The organism is Micromonospora sp. M61, assembly GCF_018070245.1.
GTDB classification, from domain to species: Bacteria; Actinomycetota; Actinomycetes; order Mycobacteriales; family Micromonosporaceae; genus Micromonospora; species Micromonospora zamorensis.
In genome coordinates this window covers 19,022-34,881 of sequence record NZ_JAGPYA010000013.1, presented here as the reverse complement: position 1 = coordinate 34,881, position 15,860 = coordinate 19,022, and the positions used below count along the sequence as shown (strand labels likewise).

The 15,860-nt window shown below is 71.5% G+C and carries 15 protein-coding genes; 5 read left to right on the top strand and 10 right to left on the bottom strand.

Going from position 1 to position 15,860, the window contains the following annotated elements; genetic code table 11:
- Nucleotides 1-41 precede the first annotated feature (41 nt).
- Genes KBX34_RS09970 through KBX34_RS09930 form a run of 9 tightly spaced genes read right to left on the bottom strand, consistent with a single transcriptional unit; the run spans nt 42 to nt 9,678 of the window.
- Complete coding sequence (locus tag KBX34_RS09970) at nt 42-1,346, bottom strand: L-fuconate dehydratase (RefSeq protein ID WP_210924605.1); 1,305 nt, start codon at nt 1,344-1,346, stop codon at nt 42-44.
- Nucleotides 1,346-2,185 carry a fumarylacetoacetate hydrolase family protein gene (locus tag KBX34_RS09965; RefSeq protein ID WP_210924603.1) on the bottom strand — a complete coding sequence of 280 codons (840 nt, stop codon included), beginning with the start codon at nt 2,183-2,185 and terminating at the stop codon, nt 1,346-1,348. Before KBX34_RS09965 ends, KBX34_RS09970 begins: the two co-directional genes overlap by 1 nt.
- Entirely contained in the window at nt 2,182-3,024 is an 843-nt protein-coding gene (locus KBX34_RS09960) for an amidohydrolase (protein WP_210924601.1), read from the bottom strand. The genes KBX34_RS09965 and KBX34_RS09960 overlap by 4 nt, the downstream gene beginning before the upstream one ends.
- Entirely contained in the window at nt 3,021-3,998 is a 978-nt protein-coding gene (locus KBX34_RS09955) for an aldo/keto reductase (RefSeq protein WP_210790569.1), read from the bottom strand. Before KBX34_RS09955 ends, KBX34_RS09960 begins: the two co-directional genes overlap by 4 nt.
- Nucleotides 3,995-5,527 carry a sugar ABC transporter ATP-binding protein gene (locus KBX34_RS09950; protein WP_210790579.1) on the bottom strand — a complete coding sequence of 511 codons (1,533 nt, stop codon included), beginning with the start codon at nt 5,525-5,527 and terminating at the stop codon, nt 3,995-3,997. The genes KBX34_RS09955 and KBX34_RS09950 overlap by 4 nt, the downstream gene beginning before the upstream one ends.
- Nucleotides 5,524-6,474 carry an ABC transporter permease gene (locus tag KBX34_RS09945; RefSeq protein WP_210924599.1) on the bottom strand — a complete coding sequence of 317 codons (951 nt, stop codon included), beginning with the start codon at nt 6,472-6,474 and terminating at the stop codon, nt 5,524-5,526. Before KBX34_RS09945 ends, KBX34_RS09950 begins: the two co-directional genes overlap by 4 nt.
- Nucleotides 6,471-7,544: an ABC transporter permease gene (locus KBX34_RS09940; RefSeq protein ID WP_210924597.1), complete on the bottom strand. Its 1,074-nt coding sequence runs from the start codon at nt 7,542-7,544 to the stop codon at nt 6,471-6,473. Before KBX34_RS09940 ends, KBX34_RS09945 begins: the two co-directional genes overlap by 4 nt.
- On the bottom strand, nt 7,541-8,629 hold the full coding sequence (locus KBX34_RS09935; RefSeq protein ID WP_210924596.1) for a mandelate racemase/muconate lactonizing enzyme family protein: 1,089 nt from the start codon (nt 8,627-8,629) through the stop codon (nt 7,541-7,543). The genes KBX34_RS09940 and KBX34_RS09935 overlap by 4 nt, the downstream gene beginning before the upstream one ends.
- Nucleotides 8,629-9,678 (bottom strand): substrate-binding domain-containing protein, encoded by a 1,050-nt coding sequence (locus tag KBX34_RS09930; RefSeq protein WP_197699539.1) that lies wholly within the window; start codon nt 9,676-9,678, stop codon nt 8,629-8,631. The genes KBX34_RS09935 and KBX34_RS09930 overlap by 1 nt, the downstream gene beginning before the upstream one ends.
- Nucleotides 9,679-9,801: 123 nt before the next feature.
- On the opposite strand from KBX34_RS09930, the gene KBX34_RS09925 reads away from it, so the two are divergent.
- The 4 genes from KBX34_RS09925 to KBX34_RS09910 are packed head-to-tail and all read left to right on the top strand — an operon-like array spanning nt 9,802 to nt 13,309.
- The gene (locus KBX34_RS09925; protein ID WP_088948841.1) at nt 9,802-10,521 is read left to right on the top strand and encodes a GntR family transcriptional regulator; all 720 of its coding nucleotides are present in this window, start codon (nt 9,802-9,804) and stop codon (nt 10,519-10,521) included.
- A gap of 30 nt (nt 10,522-10,551) precedes the next feature.
- The gene (locus tag KBX34_RS09920; protein ID WP_210924594.1) at nt 10,552-11,262 is read left to right on the top strand and encodes a (Fe-S)-binding protein; all 711 of its coding nucleotides are present in this window, start codon (nt 10,552-10,554) and stop codon (nt 11,260-11,262) included.
- Nucleotides 11,259-12,704, top strand: a complete 1,446-nt coding sequence (locus tag KBX34_RS09915; RefSeq protein WP_210924592.1) for a LutB/LldF family L-lactate oxidation iron-sulfur protein — start codon at nt 11,259-11,261, stop codon at nt 12,702-12,704. Before KBX34_RS09920 ends, KBX34_RS09915 begins: the two co-directional genes overlap by 4 nt.
- A complete protein-coding gene (locus KBX34_RS09910; RefSeq protein ID WP_307871365.1) occupies nt 12,701-13,309 on the top strand; it encodes an LUD domain-containing protein in 609 nt (202 codons plus the stop codon). Before KBX34_RS09915 ends, KBX34_RS09910 begins: the two co-directional genes overlap by 4 nt.
- Here KBX34_RS09910 and lspA read toward each other — a convergent pair.
- On the bottom strand, nt 13,298-13,798 hold the full coding sequence (lspA, locus tag KBX34_RS09905) for a signal peptidase II (RefSeq protein ID WP_210790612.1): 501 nt from the start codon (nt 13,796-13,798) through the stop codon (nt 13,298-13,300). The two genes, KBX34_RS09910 and lspA, sit on opposite strands and share 12 nt — an antisense overlap.
- A 92-nt stretch (nt 13,799-13,890) precedes the next feature.
- Here lspA and KBX34_RS09900 point away from each other — a divergent pair, with 92 nt between their 5' ends.
- Nucleotides 13,891-15,819, top strand: a complete 1,929-nt coding sequence (locus KBX34_RS09900) for a copper resistance protein CopC (RefSeq protein WP_210924588.1) — start codon at nt 13,891-13,893, stop codon at nt 15,817-15,819.
- Nucleotides 15,820-15,860: the final 41 nt, after the last annotated feature.

The window sequence follows — 15,860 nt, the reverse complement described above, 5'->3', positions numbered from 1 at the left end:
CGCCATCAGGAAGGCCGTGCGGTCGAGCAGGTCGAGGCTCGTCAGACCCATGCCGGCCCGTCGGGGTACGCGTACCTGGCGAGGCTCTCCGGACGCATCGCGGCGGAGAACCCGGGGGCGGTCGGCGCCACGTAGTGCCCGTCGGAGATCACCACCGGGTCGACGAAGTGCTCGTGCAGGTGGTCGACGTACTCGACGACCCGGTCGCGGGTGGAGCCGGACACGGCCACGAAGTCGAACATGGACAGGTGCTGGACCAGCTCACAGAGGCCGACTCCCCCGGCGTGTGGGCACACCGGCACCCCGTACTTCGCGGCCAGCAACAGGATGGCGACGTTCTCGTTGACGCCACCCACCCGGCACGCGTCGATCTGCACGACGTCGACGGCGCCGGCCTGCAACAGCTGCTTGAACACCACCCGGTTCGCCACGTGCTCGCCGGTCGCGACCCGGATCGGCCCGCCACCGGGTGCGCTGGCCGACAGGGCGGACCGGATCGCCGCGTGGGCGAGCACATCGTCGGGGCTGGTCGGCTCCTCGATCCACCACGGGTCGTACGGCGCCAGCTCCCGCATCCGGGTGACCGCCTCGGCGACGTCCCAGCGTTGGTTGGCGTCGAGGGCGATCCGGATGTCCGGGCCGACCGTTTCGCGGGCGATGCGGAGGCGGCGCACGTCGTCGGCGGCGTCCGCGCCCACCTTCAGCTTGATCTGGGTGAACCCGTCGGCCACCGCCTGCTTGGCCAGCCGGATCACCTTCTCGTCCGGGTAGCCGAGCCAGCCGGGCGACGTCGTGTACGCGGGATATCCCCGCTCGATGAGCCGGACGATCCGCTGGGCCCGACCCGACTGCGCCGCCCGCAGGATCTCCAGCGCCTCGTCGGGGGTCAGCGCGTCGCTGAGGTACCGCCAGTCGACCAGGCCGACGATCTGCTCGGGGCTCAGGTCGGCCAGGTATCGCCAGACCGGTTTGCCCGCCCTCTTGGCGACCAGGTCCCACATCGCGTTGATCACCGCCGCCGTCGCCAGGTGCATCACCCCCTTCTCCGGGCCGAGCCAGCGCAACTGCGAGTCCTGGGTGAGCGAACGGGCGAACGCGCCGAGGTCGACGGTGTCCGGGTCGAGCCCGACCACGTACGGCACCAGCGCCTCGATCGCCGCCCGACAGACCTCGTTGCCCCTCCCGATGGTGAAGGTGAACCCGTGCCCGTCCGGCCCGTCGTCGGTGCTCAGCACCAGGTACGCGGCCGAGTAGTCGGGGTCCGGATTCATCGCGTCGGAACCGTCCAGGTCACGCGAGGTCGGGAACCGCACGTCGTACGTGTCGACGGAGGTGATCACCGCCATCAGGCCCTCCCGAGCGTGCTGCGCTGCCGGCCGAGACCGTCGATCTCGACCTCCATCACGTCGCCCGCGGCCAGGTACGGGAACCGGCCGGAGAGCGCCACCCCCTGCGGGGTGCCGGTGTTGATGACGTCGCCCGGGTCCAGGACGGTGTACTGCGACAGGTGCCAGACCAGGTGTGCCACGTCGAAGATCATGTCCTTGGTGCTGGAGTCCTGTCGGGGCTCGCCGTTGACCCAGGAACGCAGCCGCAGCGCCTGCGGGTCCTCGATCTCGTCGGCGGTGACCAGCCACGGGCCGAGCGGCTGGAACGTCTCACAGGACTTGCCCTTCGACCACTGGCCTCCGGAGACGGCGAGCTGGAAGTCGCGCTCGGAGACGTCGTTGGACAGCGCGTACCCCGCGATGTGCCCGAGGGCGTCGGCCGGAGAGGCGAGGTAGCGGGCCCGGCGGCCGATCACGACGGCCAGTTCCACCTCCCAGTCGGTCTTCGTCGAGCCACGCGGGATCAGGACGTCGTCGTGGGGGCCGACGACGGTGTTGGGCGCCTTGTAGAAGATGATCGGAGCGGTCGGGGGCTCGGCACCCGACTCGGCGGCGTGCGCGGCGTAGTTCTGCCCCACGCAGAGGACCACCCCGGGGCGGGCGACCGGCGCGCCGACCCGCTGCCCGGTGATGTCGACCTCGGGCAGGTCGTTGGCCTCCCGTGCCCGCTGGACGCCGTCGCCGGCGAGGAACTCCCCGTCGATGTCGGCGGTGAGCGACGAGAGGTCGAAGTGCCGTCCGTCGACGTACAGCACGGGGCGCTCCCGCCCCACGGGCCCGACGCGCATGAATTTCACGAACCAACCTCCAGTGCATAGGTACGAGTCGCGGTGCCCGCCAGCACGGCGGTCCGCTCGTCGGTCGACAACTCAGCCAGGCAGGCGTCGAGCGCCGTCCACGCCTCGGCGTACGAGGCGACGAGGTCGCAGACGGGCCAGTCGGAGCCGGCCATCAGCCGTTGCGGGCCGAACAGCTCCAGCGCGGTGTCGACGTACGGCCGGATGTCGGCCACCCGCCACCCGGGGCCGGCCTCGGTGAGCAGTCCGGAGAGCTTCGCGACGACGTTGTCGCAGGCGGCCAGGTCGCGCGCCGCGGCGCGCCACCCGGCGAGACCATCCGCGTCGATCCGCGGTTTGCCCAGATGGTCGAGGACGAAGGTGACACCGGGAGTGGCCCGGGCCGCCTCGGCGCAGGCGGGCAACTGCCCGAGGTGCACGACCAGGTCGAAGGTCAGCCCAGCGGCACCGATCGCCGCGAGGGCGGCACGCACGTCGGGACGGGCGAGGTGCCCTGGGTCGGCGACCGCCTGCACCTGGTCGCGGATGCCGACCAGCTTCGTCGCGCCGGGCAGGTCCCGGTAGCCGGCGAGGGTGGCGGGCAGGGCCGGGTCGGTGAGCGACGCCCAGCCGACCACGCCGGCGATCCGGGGGGTGGCGGCGGCGAGGGCGAGGAACTCGGCGGTCTCGGCGGCGTCGCAGCGGCCGGCCTCGACCAGCACGGTCGCCGTCACACCGGCCGCGTCGAGCCGGGGTACGAGGTCGGCGATGGTGTAGTCGCGCCGGATCGACTCCAGGCCCGGTGCGGCGAGCCAGGAATAGTCGGCGGTCCACAGGTGATGGTGAGCGTCGATGATCATGGCGTGGGCACCTCCTCCGGCAGCAGACCCTCGGCCTTCAGGTCCGCCCACAGCGCGCCGGGGACGTCCCACTCGAACATCGCCACGTTGTCGGCGATCTGCTCCGGGTCCTGGGCGCCGATCACCACGCTCGCGACCGCCGGGTGGCCGAGCGGGAACTGGATCGCCGCGGCACGCAGCGGCACACCGTGCCGCTCGCACACCGACCGGATCGCCATGGCCCGCCGCAGCAGCCCCGCGTCGGCCGGCCGGTAGTCGTAGTGGGCACCCGGCCTCGGGTCGGCCAACAGGCCCGAGTTGTAGACCCCGGCGGCGAGGACCGAGATCCCCTTCTGCTGGCACAGCGGCAGCAGCTCGTCGAGGCCGGACTGGTCGAGCAGCGTGTACCGGCCGGCGAGCATGAAGCAGTCGAAGTCGCCAGCGTGGGCCAGCTCGACCAGCGCCGGCGCCTGGTTCATCCCGGCGCCGACCGCGCCGATCTCACCGGCCTCGCGCAGCCGCGCCAGCTCCGGGTACGCCTCCGCCGCCGCCTCGGCGAGGTGGTCGTCCGGGTCGTGGATGTGCGCGATGTCGACCCGGTCCAGCCCCAACCGGGCCAGGCTCTCCTCGTGCGAGCGGCGCACCCCGGCGGCGGAGAAGTCGAACCTCGGCGCCAGGTCGGTCGACTCGGCCCAGAACCCCTGCCCATCGCCACCGCCGGGGACGAGCAGCCGACCCACCTTGGTGGAGAGGGTGAACTCGCCGCGCGGCTTGCCGGCGAGGACCGCCCCGGCCCGCCGTTCGGAGAGGCCGCAGCCGTAGAGCGGGGCGGTGTCGAAGTAGCGCAACCCGAGGTCCCAGGCCGCCTCGACGGTGGCGTGGGCGATCTCGTCGCCGACGGCGGTGAAGAGGCCGCCGATCGGGGCGAGCCCCAGACCGAGCCGGGTCACCGCCACGTCCGTACGCCCCACTGTCACCTGGTCCGTGGCCCTCACGCCACCACCCCCTGCCCGTCGTGGATGAAGCGGATCACCGACTGGCTCATCCGGTCATAGTCGTGGTCGTTGTCCAGCTCCCCGACGATGGCGAACTCCCGCATCACCGCGATCCGGTCGGCGAGGGTCACCATCTCCGGCAGGTCCGACGAGATCAGCAGGATCGCCATCCCCCGCGCGGCCAGACCGGCGATCAACTCGTGGAAGGCCGCCTTGGTGCGGACGTCGATGCCGACCGTGGGTTCGTCGATGATGAGCACGTCGCAGTCGGCGGCCAACCACTTGGCGAGGCTGACCTTCTGCTGGTTGCCGCCGGAGAGCTGACCGGCGTGCTGGTCGGGCGAGGCGAGGCGGATGCCCAGCCGGTCCGCGTACTCGTCGACCAGGGACCGCTCCGCCCGGTCCCGGACCAGGCCGAGCCGGGCCAGCTTGCGCCACACCGTCACCGCCGTGTTGCGGGCGACGGTCTGGTCGAGGAAGAGGCCCTCCTCCTTACGGTTCTCGGTGACATAACCGATCCGGTGCCGGTGCAGGGCGTCGCCCACGTCCCGGATCCGGGCCGGGCGCCCGTGCACCCGCACCTCACCGGCGGTGATCCGGTCCAGGCCGAGGAGCGCCTTGGCCAGCTCGCTGCGGCCGGCACCGACCAGCCCGTACAGGCCGACGATCTCGCCGGGGCGTACGACGAGACTGACGTCGTGGTGGCCGGCGGTGGTCGCGACGTGATCCAGAGCCAGGGCCGGTTCGGTGTCCGCGTCGACTGTGCGCTCGGCGAGGTGCACCTGCTGGTACGCCCGGCCGACCATCAGGTCGACGATCTGCTCGCGGGTGTGGTCGGCGAGGGGTTCGGCCTCGGCGACGCTGCGCCCGTCGCGCAGCACTGTCACCGTGTCGGCGACCGCGAAGACCTCCTCCAGCTTGTGGCTGACCAGCACGGTTGCGTGACCCCGCTCGGACAGTCGGCGCACGATCCCGTAGAGCCGGTCGGCCTCGTCGTTGGTCAGCGAGGCGGTCGGTTCGTCGAGCAGCAGCACCGTCGAGTCGGCCGACAACGCCTTGGCGATCTCCACCAACTGCATCTGGGCCACCGAGAGCCGCGACACCGGCAGGTCGGGGTCCAGGTCGAGGTCGAGCAGGTCGAGGCACCGACGTGCCTCGACGCGCAGCGCCGCCCGGTCGAGCAGGCCAGCGCGCCGGGGCAGGTGTTGCAGGCAGATGTTCTCCGCGACGGTGAACGCCGGGATGAGGTTCCGCTCCTGGTGCACCACACCGATGCCGGCCCGCTGGGCGTCCTGCGGGTTGCCGAGCTGCACCGTACGCAGCTCGCCGTCCGGCCCGGGCAGCCGCAGGAGCCCACCGTCCGGCCGGTACACCCCGGTGAGGATCTTGATCAGGGTGCTCTTGCCGGCGCCGTTCTCGCCGAGCAACGCGTGCACGCTGCCGGCGGTCAGGGTAAGCGTCGCCTCGTCCAGGGCACGCACCCCGGGGAACGTCTTGACCAGGTTCTCCGCGGACAGCACGATGCTCATCGCTGACCTCCGGAGAGCTTGTCGCGGAACTGACCGAGCAGCACCGCGCCGAGGACGACCGCGCCGATGATGAGGTCCACCCACCGCCGGTTGATGTCGAACTGCGACTGGCTCACGTCGACCAGCCTTACCAGGAAGGCCGCGAGGACCGTGCCGGTCACGCTGATCATGCCGCCGGCCAGGGCCACTCCGCCGATGATCGGCGCGGCGAAGCTGGGCAGCAGCAGGTCGTCGCCGATCGAGGCGTTCACCGAGCCGAAGGCGGCCACAACGATCACGGCGGCGAACCCGGCCAGCAGCCCGGACAGGGTGTGGGCCAGCACCAGCGCCCGGTCGTTGGAGATGCCCGACAACCGGGCCGCGAACGGGTTGCCGCCGGAGGCGAGCAGGTGCCGCCCCGGCATGGTACGACGGAAGAAGAGCGCGACCGCGACCGCGATGGCGACCGCCAGCAGGAACACCACGGGCACCCCCGCCAGGGACGCCTGCCCGAACTCCCGCAGCCCGGGCGAGTAGCCCTGGTAGGTGCCGGTGCCGTTCACCCCGTACCGCAGCCCCTCGAGGATCGTCATGGTGGCGAGGGTGACGATGAACCCGTTGATCCGGGTGAAGATCACCAACAGGCCGTTGACCAGGCCGACGATGGCGCCGAGGGCCAGCGCGGCGAGCACCGCGACCGGGGCCGGCAGACCAGCGTCGATCATCAGCCAGCCCGAGGCCACCGCGCAGAACCCGGTGAGCACGCCCACCGAGAGGTTCATCTGACCGACGGCGAGCACCACCATCTGGGCAAGGCCGATGACGATCGGCAGGGCGAGGAAGCGCAGGAACGCGTCCAACGTGCCGGCGGTGAGCAGGTTGAAGTCGGTGGCGACCGCGAGCGCCGCGAACCCGAGGGCGGCGATCACCGCGAGGGTGAACTCGTTGGTCCGGACCAGGCTCCTCATGATGTCGACACCGCCCTTCGCTCGGCGATCACGGCTCGAAGCCGGTCCAGCGACAGCGCCGCGAGCAGGACCAGTCCGATGTAGAGCTTCAGCTCCTCCAGGGAGAACTGGAGCAGGTTGAGGCCCTTGTAGATGACTTGGGTGAGGGTGGCGCCGAGTGCCGTGCCGAGCACGCTGACCGCGCCACCGGCGAGCAGTGTGCCGCCGAGCACCGGGGCCAGGAACGACGGCAGCAGGAACGACTCCCCGATGTTGGCGGAGAAGGCCCCGTTGTTGGCGGCCAGCAGGAACCCGGCCAGTGCGGCGAGCAGCCCGCTCACGGCGTGTGCGGCGACGATCCGACGGTGTGTGGGGATGCCGGACAGCTCGGCGGCGACCGTGTTGGAGCCCGTCATCAGGATCTCCCGACCCAGCCGGGCATGCCGGAACAGCAGTCCGACGGCGAGCGCCGCCGCGACCGCGATCGGCACGACCAGCGGGATCCGGGGTCCGCAGACATCCCCCATGCAGTAGTCGGCGAAGGTGTCGAAGCGCAGGGCGGACAGCCCGCTGGGCTGCACCGCGAACGACACCCCGCCGGTGGCCCACGTGTAGAGAATGGTGACCAGGCCCAGCAGCCCGAAGTCGAGCGCGAGGGTCACCACGAAGGAGTTGACGCCGGTCTTGGCGATGAGCAGGCCGGCGAGCGCGCCGATGCCCGCCCCGACGGCGAGGCCCACCAGCAGCCCGACCAGCAGGGGCACGCCGAGCCGGTCGTAGACCAGGCCCATCGCGAAGGTGGACAGCGCGGCCATCCGGCCGACCGCCATGTTCATGTGCCCGAGTGAGAGCACGGCGAGCTGGGCGAGACCGACCACGACGTACACGCTGATGTCGGCCTGTAGCGGCGCGAGGGTGAGCCGGGGGTCGAGGAATGCGGGGGTCAGCGACGAGAAGAGCACGACCAGCGCGGCGATGACGATGAGCAGGCCGAGTCGGGGGTTCGCCCAGACCGGCAGGACCCGGGTGGGAGGCCGGGCCTCGGCGGCCGGAGGCGCCGCCGGCGCCTCCGGCGCGGTTTCGGTCTTCACGCCACCCTCCTGTCCTCGATCGCGTCGCGGTCCCAGTCGATGCCGAGGCCGGCCTCGCCCGGGGCGAGCGCGTGGCCGTCGACGATCGCGACCTCGGTCCGGGTGATCGCGCGCAGTTGCGGGATGTGCTCGACGTAGCGGCTGTTGGGCACGGCCGCGCAGAGGCTCACGTGCAGCTCCATGAGGAAGTGCGGGCAGACCACCACGTTGCATGCCTCGGCCAGGTGCGCGACCTTCAGCCACGGTGTGATGCCACCGATCCGCGCGACGTCGACCTGGACGATGCCGGCGGCCTGGCGACGCAGGTACTCGGCGAACTGGCCGATGGAATACAGCGACTCCCCCACCGCGACGGGGATGCTGGTCGCGCGGGCGAGCAGCTCGTGCCCGGCGACGTCGTCGGCCGGCAACGGCTCCTCGAACCAGGCGACCTGGTGCGGTTCGAGCAGCCGGGCCCGGCGGATCGCCTCCGCTGCGGTCAGGGACTGGTTGGCGTCGACCATCACGTCGAAGTGGTCGCCCAGGGCCGCCCGGACCGCGCCGATCCGCGCCGCGTCCTCGGCCGGGTTCGGCTTGCCCACCTTGAGCTTGACGCCGGGCCAGCCGGCCGCCTGGGAGACCTTCGCGCCGGCGACCAACTCGTCCTCGGTGAGGTGCAGCCAGCCGCCCTCCGTGTCGTACAACGGGATGCGGTCCTTGGCGCCGCCGGCGAGCACCCACAGGGGCAGGCCGGCGGCTCGGGCGCGCAGGTCCCACAGCGCGGTGTCGACCGCGGCGAGCGCCAGCGAGGTGACGGCGCCGACGGTGGTGGCGCGGGTGGCGGCGTGCAGGTCACGCCAGATCGCCTCCACCCGCGCGGCGTCGCGGCCGACCAGGTGTGGCAGCAGGTAGTCGCGCAGCAGCGCGAGCACCGCGGTGCCGCCGGTCCCGATCGTGTACGAGTAGCCCGTGCCGTGCCCGCCGTCGGCCGTGCGTACCTCGACGAAGACCGTCTCCTGCTTGAGGAACGACTGCACCGCGTCGGTGCGGACGGTCTCGACGGGGATGTCGACGAGGTACGCCTCGGCCTTCGTGATCTTCGACATCAGTTGCACTTGAGCAGGTCGCCGTCGAACTTCTTCCGCAGTGCCTCGGTGGTCGCGGTGCGGTCTGCCTCGTAGCCGTCCAGCTTGTCCCTGGTCACCACGAACGAACCGGAGTCGATCGTCACGCCGGGCTCGGAGATCGTGCAGCCGCCGCTGAGCTTCATCAGCGCGTACGAGCCGACCCGGGCCTGGCCGACCGGGTTCTGCAGGACGGTGGCTGCCACCGATCCGCCCCGCAGTCCGTCGAGGACCGCCGGGTCGTCGTCGATGGCGATCACCTTGATGGGCAGCTTCGACTGGCGTACGCCCTCGGCGGAGGCGACCGCCGGGTTGTAGGCGGTGTTCACGATCGCCTGGATCTGGCGGCCCTTGGCGGCGAGGAGGTCGGCCACCGCCTTCTGGGCGCTCTGGAGGTCCTTGTCGATGTCGGTGACGCTCTGGACGAGCACCACCTTGCCGCCGGTCTCGGCGACCGCCTTCTCCACGCCCTTGATCCGGCGCTGAGTGTTGGAGTCGACCTTGTTGCCGGTCAGGTGCACCAGGTTGCCCTGGCCACCCATGGCGTCGATGGCGGCCTTGGCGCCCTTGTACGCGGCGACCTCGACGTCGGTGGAGAGGCAGAAGTCGGCCTTGTTGGCCCCGGCGGGGCACGACGCCAGGGAGCCGACGGCGAAGCCCTGCCGCTTGAGGTCCTCGAAGGTGGAGTTGATGTTGTCCGGCGAGACGCCGAAGACGCCGAAGGCGTTGTAGCCCTGTGCGGCCAGGGACTTGAGCACGTCGTTCTGTTTGGTCTGGTCCCAGCCGGCCGTCTCGTTGAAGGTGACGTCGCCGAGCGAGAGCTCCGATTTCGCGGCGGCTCCGGCGTCCTTCCAGGGCTGGAAGTACGGGTGCGAACCGCCGGGCACCAGCGCGACCTTGACCTGGGCTGGTTCCCGGCCGCCGGCTTCGGTGTCGGTGGTGTCGCTCTTCTTGGTGCAGGCCACTGTGGTCGTGGCGAGGGCCAGGACGGTGAGGCCCGAGCCGATCCGGGACAGCATTCTGCGCGACATGTTCGTCTCCTCGGGGCGGTGGTGGTGAGACGGCGGCGGGGGAACCTATTTCCTATAGGATGTTGCTTTGCTAGTGTGTACTCGCTCACGCCAGCACAGTCAAGGGGTTGCTTAGGAGACGAGATGGCCCAGCAGGAAGCACGCGAGGGTCGACTCCGTCCCGCCCGTCGGCTCACCCTCAGCGAGGACGTCTACGAGTCGATAAAGACCCTGGTGATGGACCACATCCTTCCCCCCGGGGAGCGGGTCAACATAGACGCCCTCGCTCGTGAGCTGGACGTCTCCCCCACACCGGTCCGCGAGGCCCTCGCCCGGTTGGAAGCCGACGGACTGGTCCGCAAGCGACCCCTGTCCGGCTACACCACCACGCCCCTGCTGAGCCGCGCCGAGTTCGACGACCTGTTCGACGTCCGCCTGCTGCTGGAGGGCGCCACCGCCGGCCGGGCCGCCACACACGCCTCCACCGAGGAACGGCAGCGGATCACCGCCGAGGCCGCGGCGAGCATCGATGTGGAGGCCGGCGACGGTTACCGCCGACACGCCGCCTTCACCGCGCTGGACGCGAGATTCCACGACCTGATCGCCGAGGTCGCCGGCAGCCCCCTGCTGCGCGACAGCGTCACGCGGCTGCACTCGCACCTGCACCTGCACCGGCTGTACTTTCCGGTCACCGGCGCTCCGGACACCAACACCGAACACCAACGCATCGCCGCCGCCATCGCCGCGGGTGACTCCGAGGCTGCCGCCGAGGCGATGCGGGCCCACCTGACCGCCGCCCGCGAGCGCCACCTGCCCGCCTTCGACCAGCTCCCCGACCCCGGAACACCGCGCGACCCGGTGTGACCCCGCCCCCGACACACGCGAGGAGTCGCCATGCGCATCGCCCTCTTCATCACCTGCGTCAACGACGTCGCCTACCCGGCCACCGGCATCGCCGTCACCCGCATCCTGCGGCGGCTCGGCCACACCGTCGACTTCCCCACCCGCCAGACCTGTTGCGGGCAGATGCACGCCAACACGGGCTACCGGGCCGAGGCGATGCCGATGGTGCGCAACTACGTCGACGTCTTCGACGGCTACGACGCCGTCGTCGTGCCGTCCGGGTCGTGCACCGCGATGATCCGCGACCAGTACCCGCACCTGCACCCGCCCGCCGCGTCGGTGGCCGCCCGCACCTACGAGCTGTCCGAGCTGCTCGTCGACGTCCTCGGCGTCACCGACGTCGGCGCCGAGTTCCCCGAGACGGTCACCTACCACCCCACCTGCCACGGCCTGCGGATGCTGCGGTTGGGTGACCGGCCGCTGCAACTGTTGCGTCAGGTTCGCGGCATCCGGCTGGTCGAGCTGGCCGACGCCGAGGAGTGCTGCGGTTTCGGCGGCACGTTCGCCCTGAAGAACCCGGACGTCTCCACAGCGATGCTCACCGACAAGTGCGCCCGGGTCGGTGAGACCGGAGCGCAGGTGCTCGCCGCCGCCGACAACTCCTGCCTGGCGCACATCGGGGGCGGCCTGGACCGCCGCCGGTCGGGCGTGCGGGCCGTGCACTACGCCGAGATCCTCGCCGCGACGGGAGCCGCCTCATGAATCGTCCGGTCGCACCGGCCACCGGCAGCGGACGCATCCGCACGCCACTGCCCTTCCCGACCGCGGCCAGACCGGCCGTCGCCGACACCCAACTGCGCGCCAACCTGCACCGGGCCACCCGCACCATCCGGGACAAACGCGCCCGGGTCGTCGACGAGGTACCCGACTGGGAAGCTCTCCGCGACGCCGGCTCCGCGATCAAGGCGGACGTCCAACGCCGGTTGCCGGAGCTGCTGGAGCAGTTCGAGGCGTCCGCCACCGCTGCCGGCGCCACAGTGCACTGGGCCCGGGACGCGGCCGAGGCCTGCCGGATCGTGGTCGAGCTGACCCGGGCCACCGGTGCCGACGAGGTCGTGAAGGTCAAGTCGATGGCGACCCAGGAGATCGAGCTCAACGAGGCGCTGGAGGCGGCCGGGATCGCCGCGTACGAGACCGACCTGGCGGAGCTGATCGTGCAGCTCGGCGACGACACGCCCTCGCACATCCTGGTGCCGGCGATCCACTACAACCGGGCGCAGATCCGGGAGATCTTCCAGCGTCGAATGCCCGACGTGCCGGCCGACCTCAGTGACGAGCCGTCCGCGTTGGCCGAGGCGGCCCGCGCGCATCTGCGCCGACGTTTCCTTTCGGCCCGGGTGGCCGTGTCCGGCGCCAACTTCGCCATCGCCGACACCGGCACGTTGGTGGTCGTGGAGTCCGAGGGCAACGGGCGGATGTGCCTCACCCTCCCGGAGACGCTGATCAGCGTCGTGGGCGTCGAGAAGCTGCTGCCGACCTTCACCGACCTGGAGGTCTTCCTGCAACTGCTGCCGCGGTCGTCGACCGGTGAGCGGATGAACCCGTACACCTCGATGTGGACGGGCGTCACCCCCGGTGACGGGCCACAGGACGTGCACGTGGTGCTGGTCGACAATGGACGCTCTGCGGTGCTGGCCGACCCGGTCGGGCGGCCGGCGCTGTCGTGCATCCGCTGCTCCGCCTGCCTGAACGTCTGTCCCGTCTACGAGCGGGCCGGCGGGCACGCGTACGGCTCGGTGTATCCGGGCCCGATCGGGGCGATCCTGTCACCTCAGTTGACCGGCGTGGCCGACAACGCGTCCCTGCCGTACGCGTCGACCCTCTGCGGCGCCTGCTACGACGTGTGTCCCGTGAAAATCAACATTCCGGAGATCCTGGTCCACCTCCGCCAGCAGGCACCGCATCCGCTGGCCGAACGCGCCACCATGGGCGTCCTGTCGTGGGTGATGCGCAGCCCTCGGCGCTGGGCCGCTGCCCTGCGCCTTGCCCGGACCGGCGCGGGCCCCCTCGGGGCGTACCGCGAACGGCGCACTGGCGCTCGGACGCTGCGCCGGCTTCCCTGGCCCGTCTCCGCGTGGACCCGGTCGCGTGACCTGCCGCTGCCCGCGGCGCAGACCTTCCGAGAATGGTGGGGAAAGCAGTGACCGCACGTGACGAGATCCTGGCGCGGCTCCGCACGGCCCTGGCCGACGACCCGCCGCCCGTGGACGTGCCCCGCCGGTACCGCCGGGTCGGTGACCGCCCCGACCCGGTCGCGATCCTGGTCGACCGGCTGGAGGACTACCGGGCGGTCGTGCACCACGGCATCGGCTCTCTGCCCGGGCTGCTGGCCGGGGTGGACCGGCTCGCCGTGCCCGTCGACGTCCCCGCCGGCTGGCTGACCGGCTACGCCGGGCAGGTGCACCGCGACGCTCCCCCGCTGACACCGGCCGATCTCGACGCGATGGACGCGGTCCTGACCGGCTGCGCCGTGGCGGTCGCCGAGACGGGCACCATCATCCTCGACGCCGGCCCGGCACAGGGGCGACGAGCACTCACCCTGGTGCCCGACCGACACATCTGCGTCGTCCGCGCCGACCAGGTCGTCGGCCTGCTGCCGGAGGCGCTGACCCGGCTGGACCCGCGCGCGGCACAGACCTGGATCTCGGGTCCGTCCGCGACCAGCGACATCGAGCTCAACCGGGTCGAGGGTGTGCACGGGCCGCGCCGGCTGGACATCGTGCTGGTCGGCGGCACCTCAGGAGCGTGACGCCACCTGCTCGTCGCCTGACGGGGTCTCCTCCCGCAGCGGGATGCCCCGCAGGTTCAGCACCATGACGACACCCACGCCGACCACCAGCGCGATGTCGGCGACGTTGCCGACGAAGAACCCCGCGTAGTCGATGAAGTCCACCACGTGCCCCCGGGCGAACCCCGGCTCGCGGAAGAGACGGTCCAGCAGGTGGGTCGTCGCGCCGCCGAGCACCAGCCCCAACGCCACCGCCCAGGCGCGCGACGTGACCCGCCGCGCCACGACCGTCACCGCGACCACCGCCGCGGCCGCGAACACCGCGAAGATCCAGGTGTACGCGGCGCCGATCGAGAACGCGGCACCCGGGTTGTAGACGAGTCGCAGTTGCAGCAGCTCACCGACGACGGTGATGGTCTGCCCGTCGGACAGCGCGGACTCGGCCCAGTACTTGGTGAGCTGATCCGCGGCGAGCACCACAGCAGCGATCAACACGACGGCGCGGAACATCCCGGAACCCTAGCCGCTCGACCTGGTTTTGCCATCTGAGGAAAAAGATCGCCACCTCTTGAAAAAAGTCTCGCGACGGTGAGGATATTCAAATGCGTCGTCTCCCTCAGACTTGCGGGCGGGTGGTCTCGGGCCTCCTCGCACTCCTCCTCGCCTCGGCGGTCGCACTCCTCGCGTCCGCCCAACCCGCCGCAGCTCACGGGACTCTCGCCATGTCCACTCCGGCGAGCGGCGCCACGGTGAACGAGCCGTTGACGTCGGTGCGGCTCTACTTCACCGAGAAGGCCGCCGCCAACGCGTTCTTCACGATCACCGCCCCGGGCGGCGTCCGGGTCGACAACGGCTGGTCGTACGGGGAGCCGAAGCCGCTGGACAAGCCGGTGCGGGAGTACTTCCTGGTCAACGGGCAGTTCGAGCCACGGGAGTACACGACGGGGTTCCCCGCGGTGGTTCCCGTCTCCCACCTGCCGGCCAAGGGCCAGTACTCGGTGAGCTACCTGTCGGTCGCCTCGGACGGCGACACCGTCCGGGGCACGTTGACCTTCCGCTACAACGGTCGGGTGACGGCAGCGCCGCAGGGGTGGAGCCCGCCGTCGACCCAGCCGGACCCGGCGCTGGTGGCCGCCACCGAGCAGCACGGATCATCCGGGCAGGGCTCAGCGGTTCCGACCACCGCAGCCGAGTCGGCGGTCCCGCCGTCCGCGGCTGCGGCGGCCCCGCCGACCGGGTCGACCGAGGAGAGCGACTCGGGGGCACTGGCCTGGGTCGGCTGGGCGGTCGCGGTCGCGGCGGCCGGGGCGGTGGCCGGATTCGTCGTCTGGCGTCGCCGATCGGCTTCCACCGGCAAACCCACCGGCCGGGGCCGTACCTCGTCGGCGACCTCCGGTCGACGCGGCGGCGGCGCCCGTTCCACGAACAGGACCGGCGCCGGCAAGACCGTCGGTGCCAAGCCCAGCGCCGGCAAGGTCGGCGGTGGCAAGGTCGGCGGTGGCAGGGCCAACGGTGGCACGGTCGGCGCGGCGACGGTCGGCGCGGCGACGGTCGACCCCGGCACACGGCCCGACACGGACCTCGCCGCCGTGACACCTGGGTCCCGGCTGAGCAACACCCACCTGGCGCTGCTCGTCGGTGGGCTCGTGATCGCCCTGCTGGCCGGGTTCGGGCTGGCTCGCATCGGGACCGGCGACGAGAGCCCGGCGGGCGGCAACGCCCGTCCGCCCGCCGCAGGGCAGGCGGAGTCCGCGACCGACGGGCACCAACACCCTGCGGGCACCGGGCCGCACACGCATCGCGGTGACGGCGCGACGGGCGAGACGCTGGCGACCGGGACGACGGTCAGCGCCGGTGGGTACACCCTGCAACCGCTGGAGCGGTCCCAACCCCCCGGTGTACGCGCGGACTACCGGTTCCGCATCGTAGGGACCGACCGGCAGCCGGCGACGCGTTTCGCTGTCGTCCACGACAAGCCGTTGCACCTGATCGTGGTGGGCCGCGACCTGTCCGGCTACCAGCACCTGCACCCGACGATGGCGCCGGACGGCACCTGGAGCGTCCCTGTGACGCTGGCCCGGCCTGGCGGCTACCGCGTATACGCGGACTTCTCCGTCACCGCGACCAACGGCACGCAGGTCCCTCTCGTGCTGGGTGTCGACCACACCGTGCCCGGCGCGCACACTCCGACCGCGCTGCCGCCGGCGCAGGCCGAGACGACGGCCGGGCCGTACGCGGTGTCGATGAACGGCACCCCGACGGTGGGGGTGACGGCACCGATGCACTTCCAGGTCAGCGCCGACCCGACCACGCCGGTGCAGTTGGAGCCGTACCTGGGCGCGTACGGGCACCTGGTCGTCGTCCGCGAGGGCGACCTCGGGTACGTGCACGTCCACCCCGAGCCGGAGCTGGTCGACGGCTCGGTCAAGTTCTGGCTGACCGCCCCGAGTTCGGGCAGGTACCGGGCGTTCTTCGACTTCCAGGTCGCCGGCAAGGTGCACACCGCCGAGTTCACGATCAACGTGCCCTGAGACCGGAACTTTCTCCCTGCTGCGGCCGACCATCCAGCCAG

Coding starts and splice junctions, on each gene's coding strand:
- KBX34_RS09950 (WP_210790579.1), bottom strand. CDS start 5,527: ATGAGCATCGTGCTGTCCGCGGAGAACCTGGTCAAGACGTTCCCCGGG.
- KBX34_RS09935 (WP_210924596.1), bottom strand. CDS start 8,629: ATGTCGAAGATCACGAAGGCCGAGGCGTACCTCGTCGACATCCCCGTC.
- KBX34_RS09925 (WP_088948841.1), top strand. CDS start 9,802: ATGGCCCAGCAGGAAGCACGCGAGGGTCGACTCCGTCCCGCCCGTCGG.
- KBX34_RS09970 (WP_210924605.1), bottom strand. CDS start 1,346: ATGGCGGTGATCACCTCCGTCGACACGTACGACGTGCGGTTCCCGACC.
- KBX34_RS09930 (WP_197699539.1), bottom strand. CDS start 9,678: ATGTCGCGCAGAATGCTGTCCCGGATCGGCTCGGGCCTCACCGTCCTG.
- KBX34_RS09915 (WP_210924592.1), top strand. CDS start 11,259: ATGAATCGTCCGGTCGCACCGGCCACCGGCAGCGGACGCATCCGCACG.
- KBX34_RS09920 (WP_210924594.1), top strand. CDS start 10,552: ATGCGCATCGCCCTCTTCATCACCTGCGTCAACGACGTCGCCTACCCG.
- KBX34_RS09945 (WP_210924599.1), bottom strand. CDS start 6,474: ATGAGGAGCCTGGTCCGGACCAACGAGTTCACCCTCGCGGTGATCGCC.
- KBX34_RS09900 (WP_210924588.1), top strand. CDS start 13,891: ATGCGTCGTCTCCCTCAGACTTGCGGGCGGGTGGTCTCGGGCCTCCTC.
- KBX34_RS09960 (WP_210924601.1), bottom strand. CDS start 3,024: ATGATCATCGACGCTCACCATCACCTGTGGACCGCCGACTATTCCTGG.
- lspA (WP_210790612.1), bottom strand. CDS start 13,798: ATGTTCCGCGCCGTCGTGTTGATCGCTGCTGTGGTGCTCGCCGCGGAT.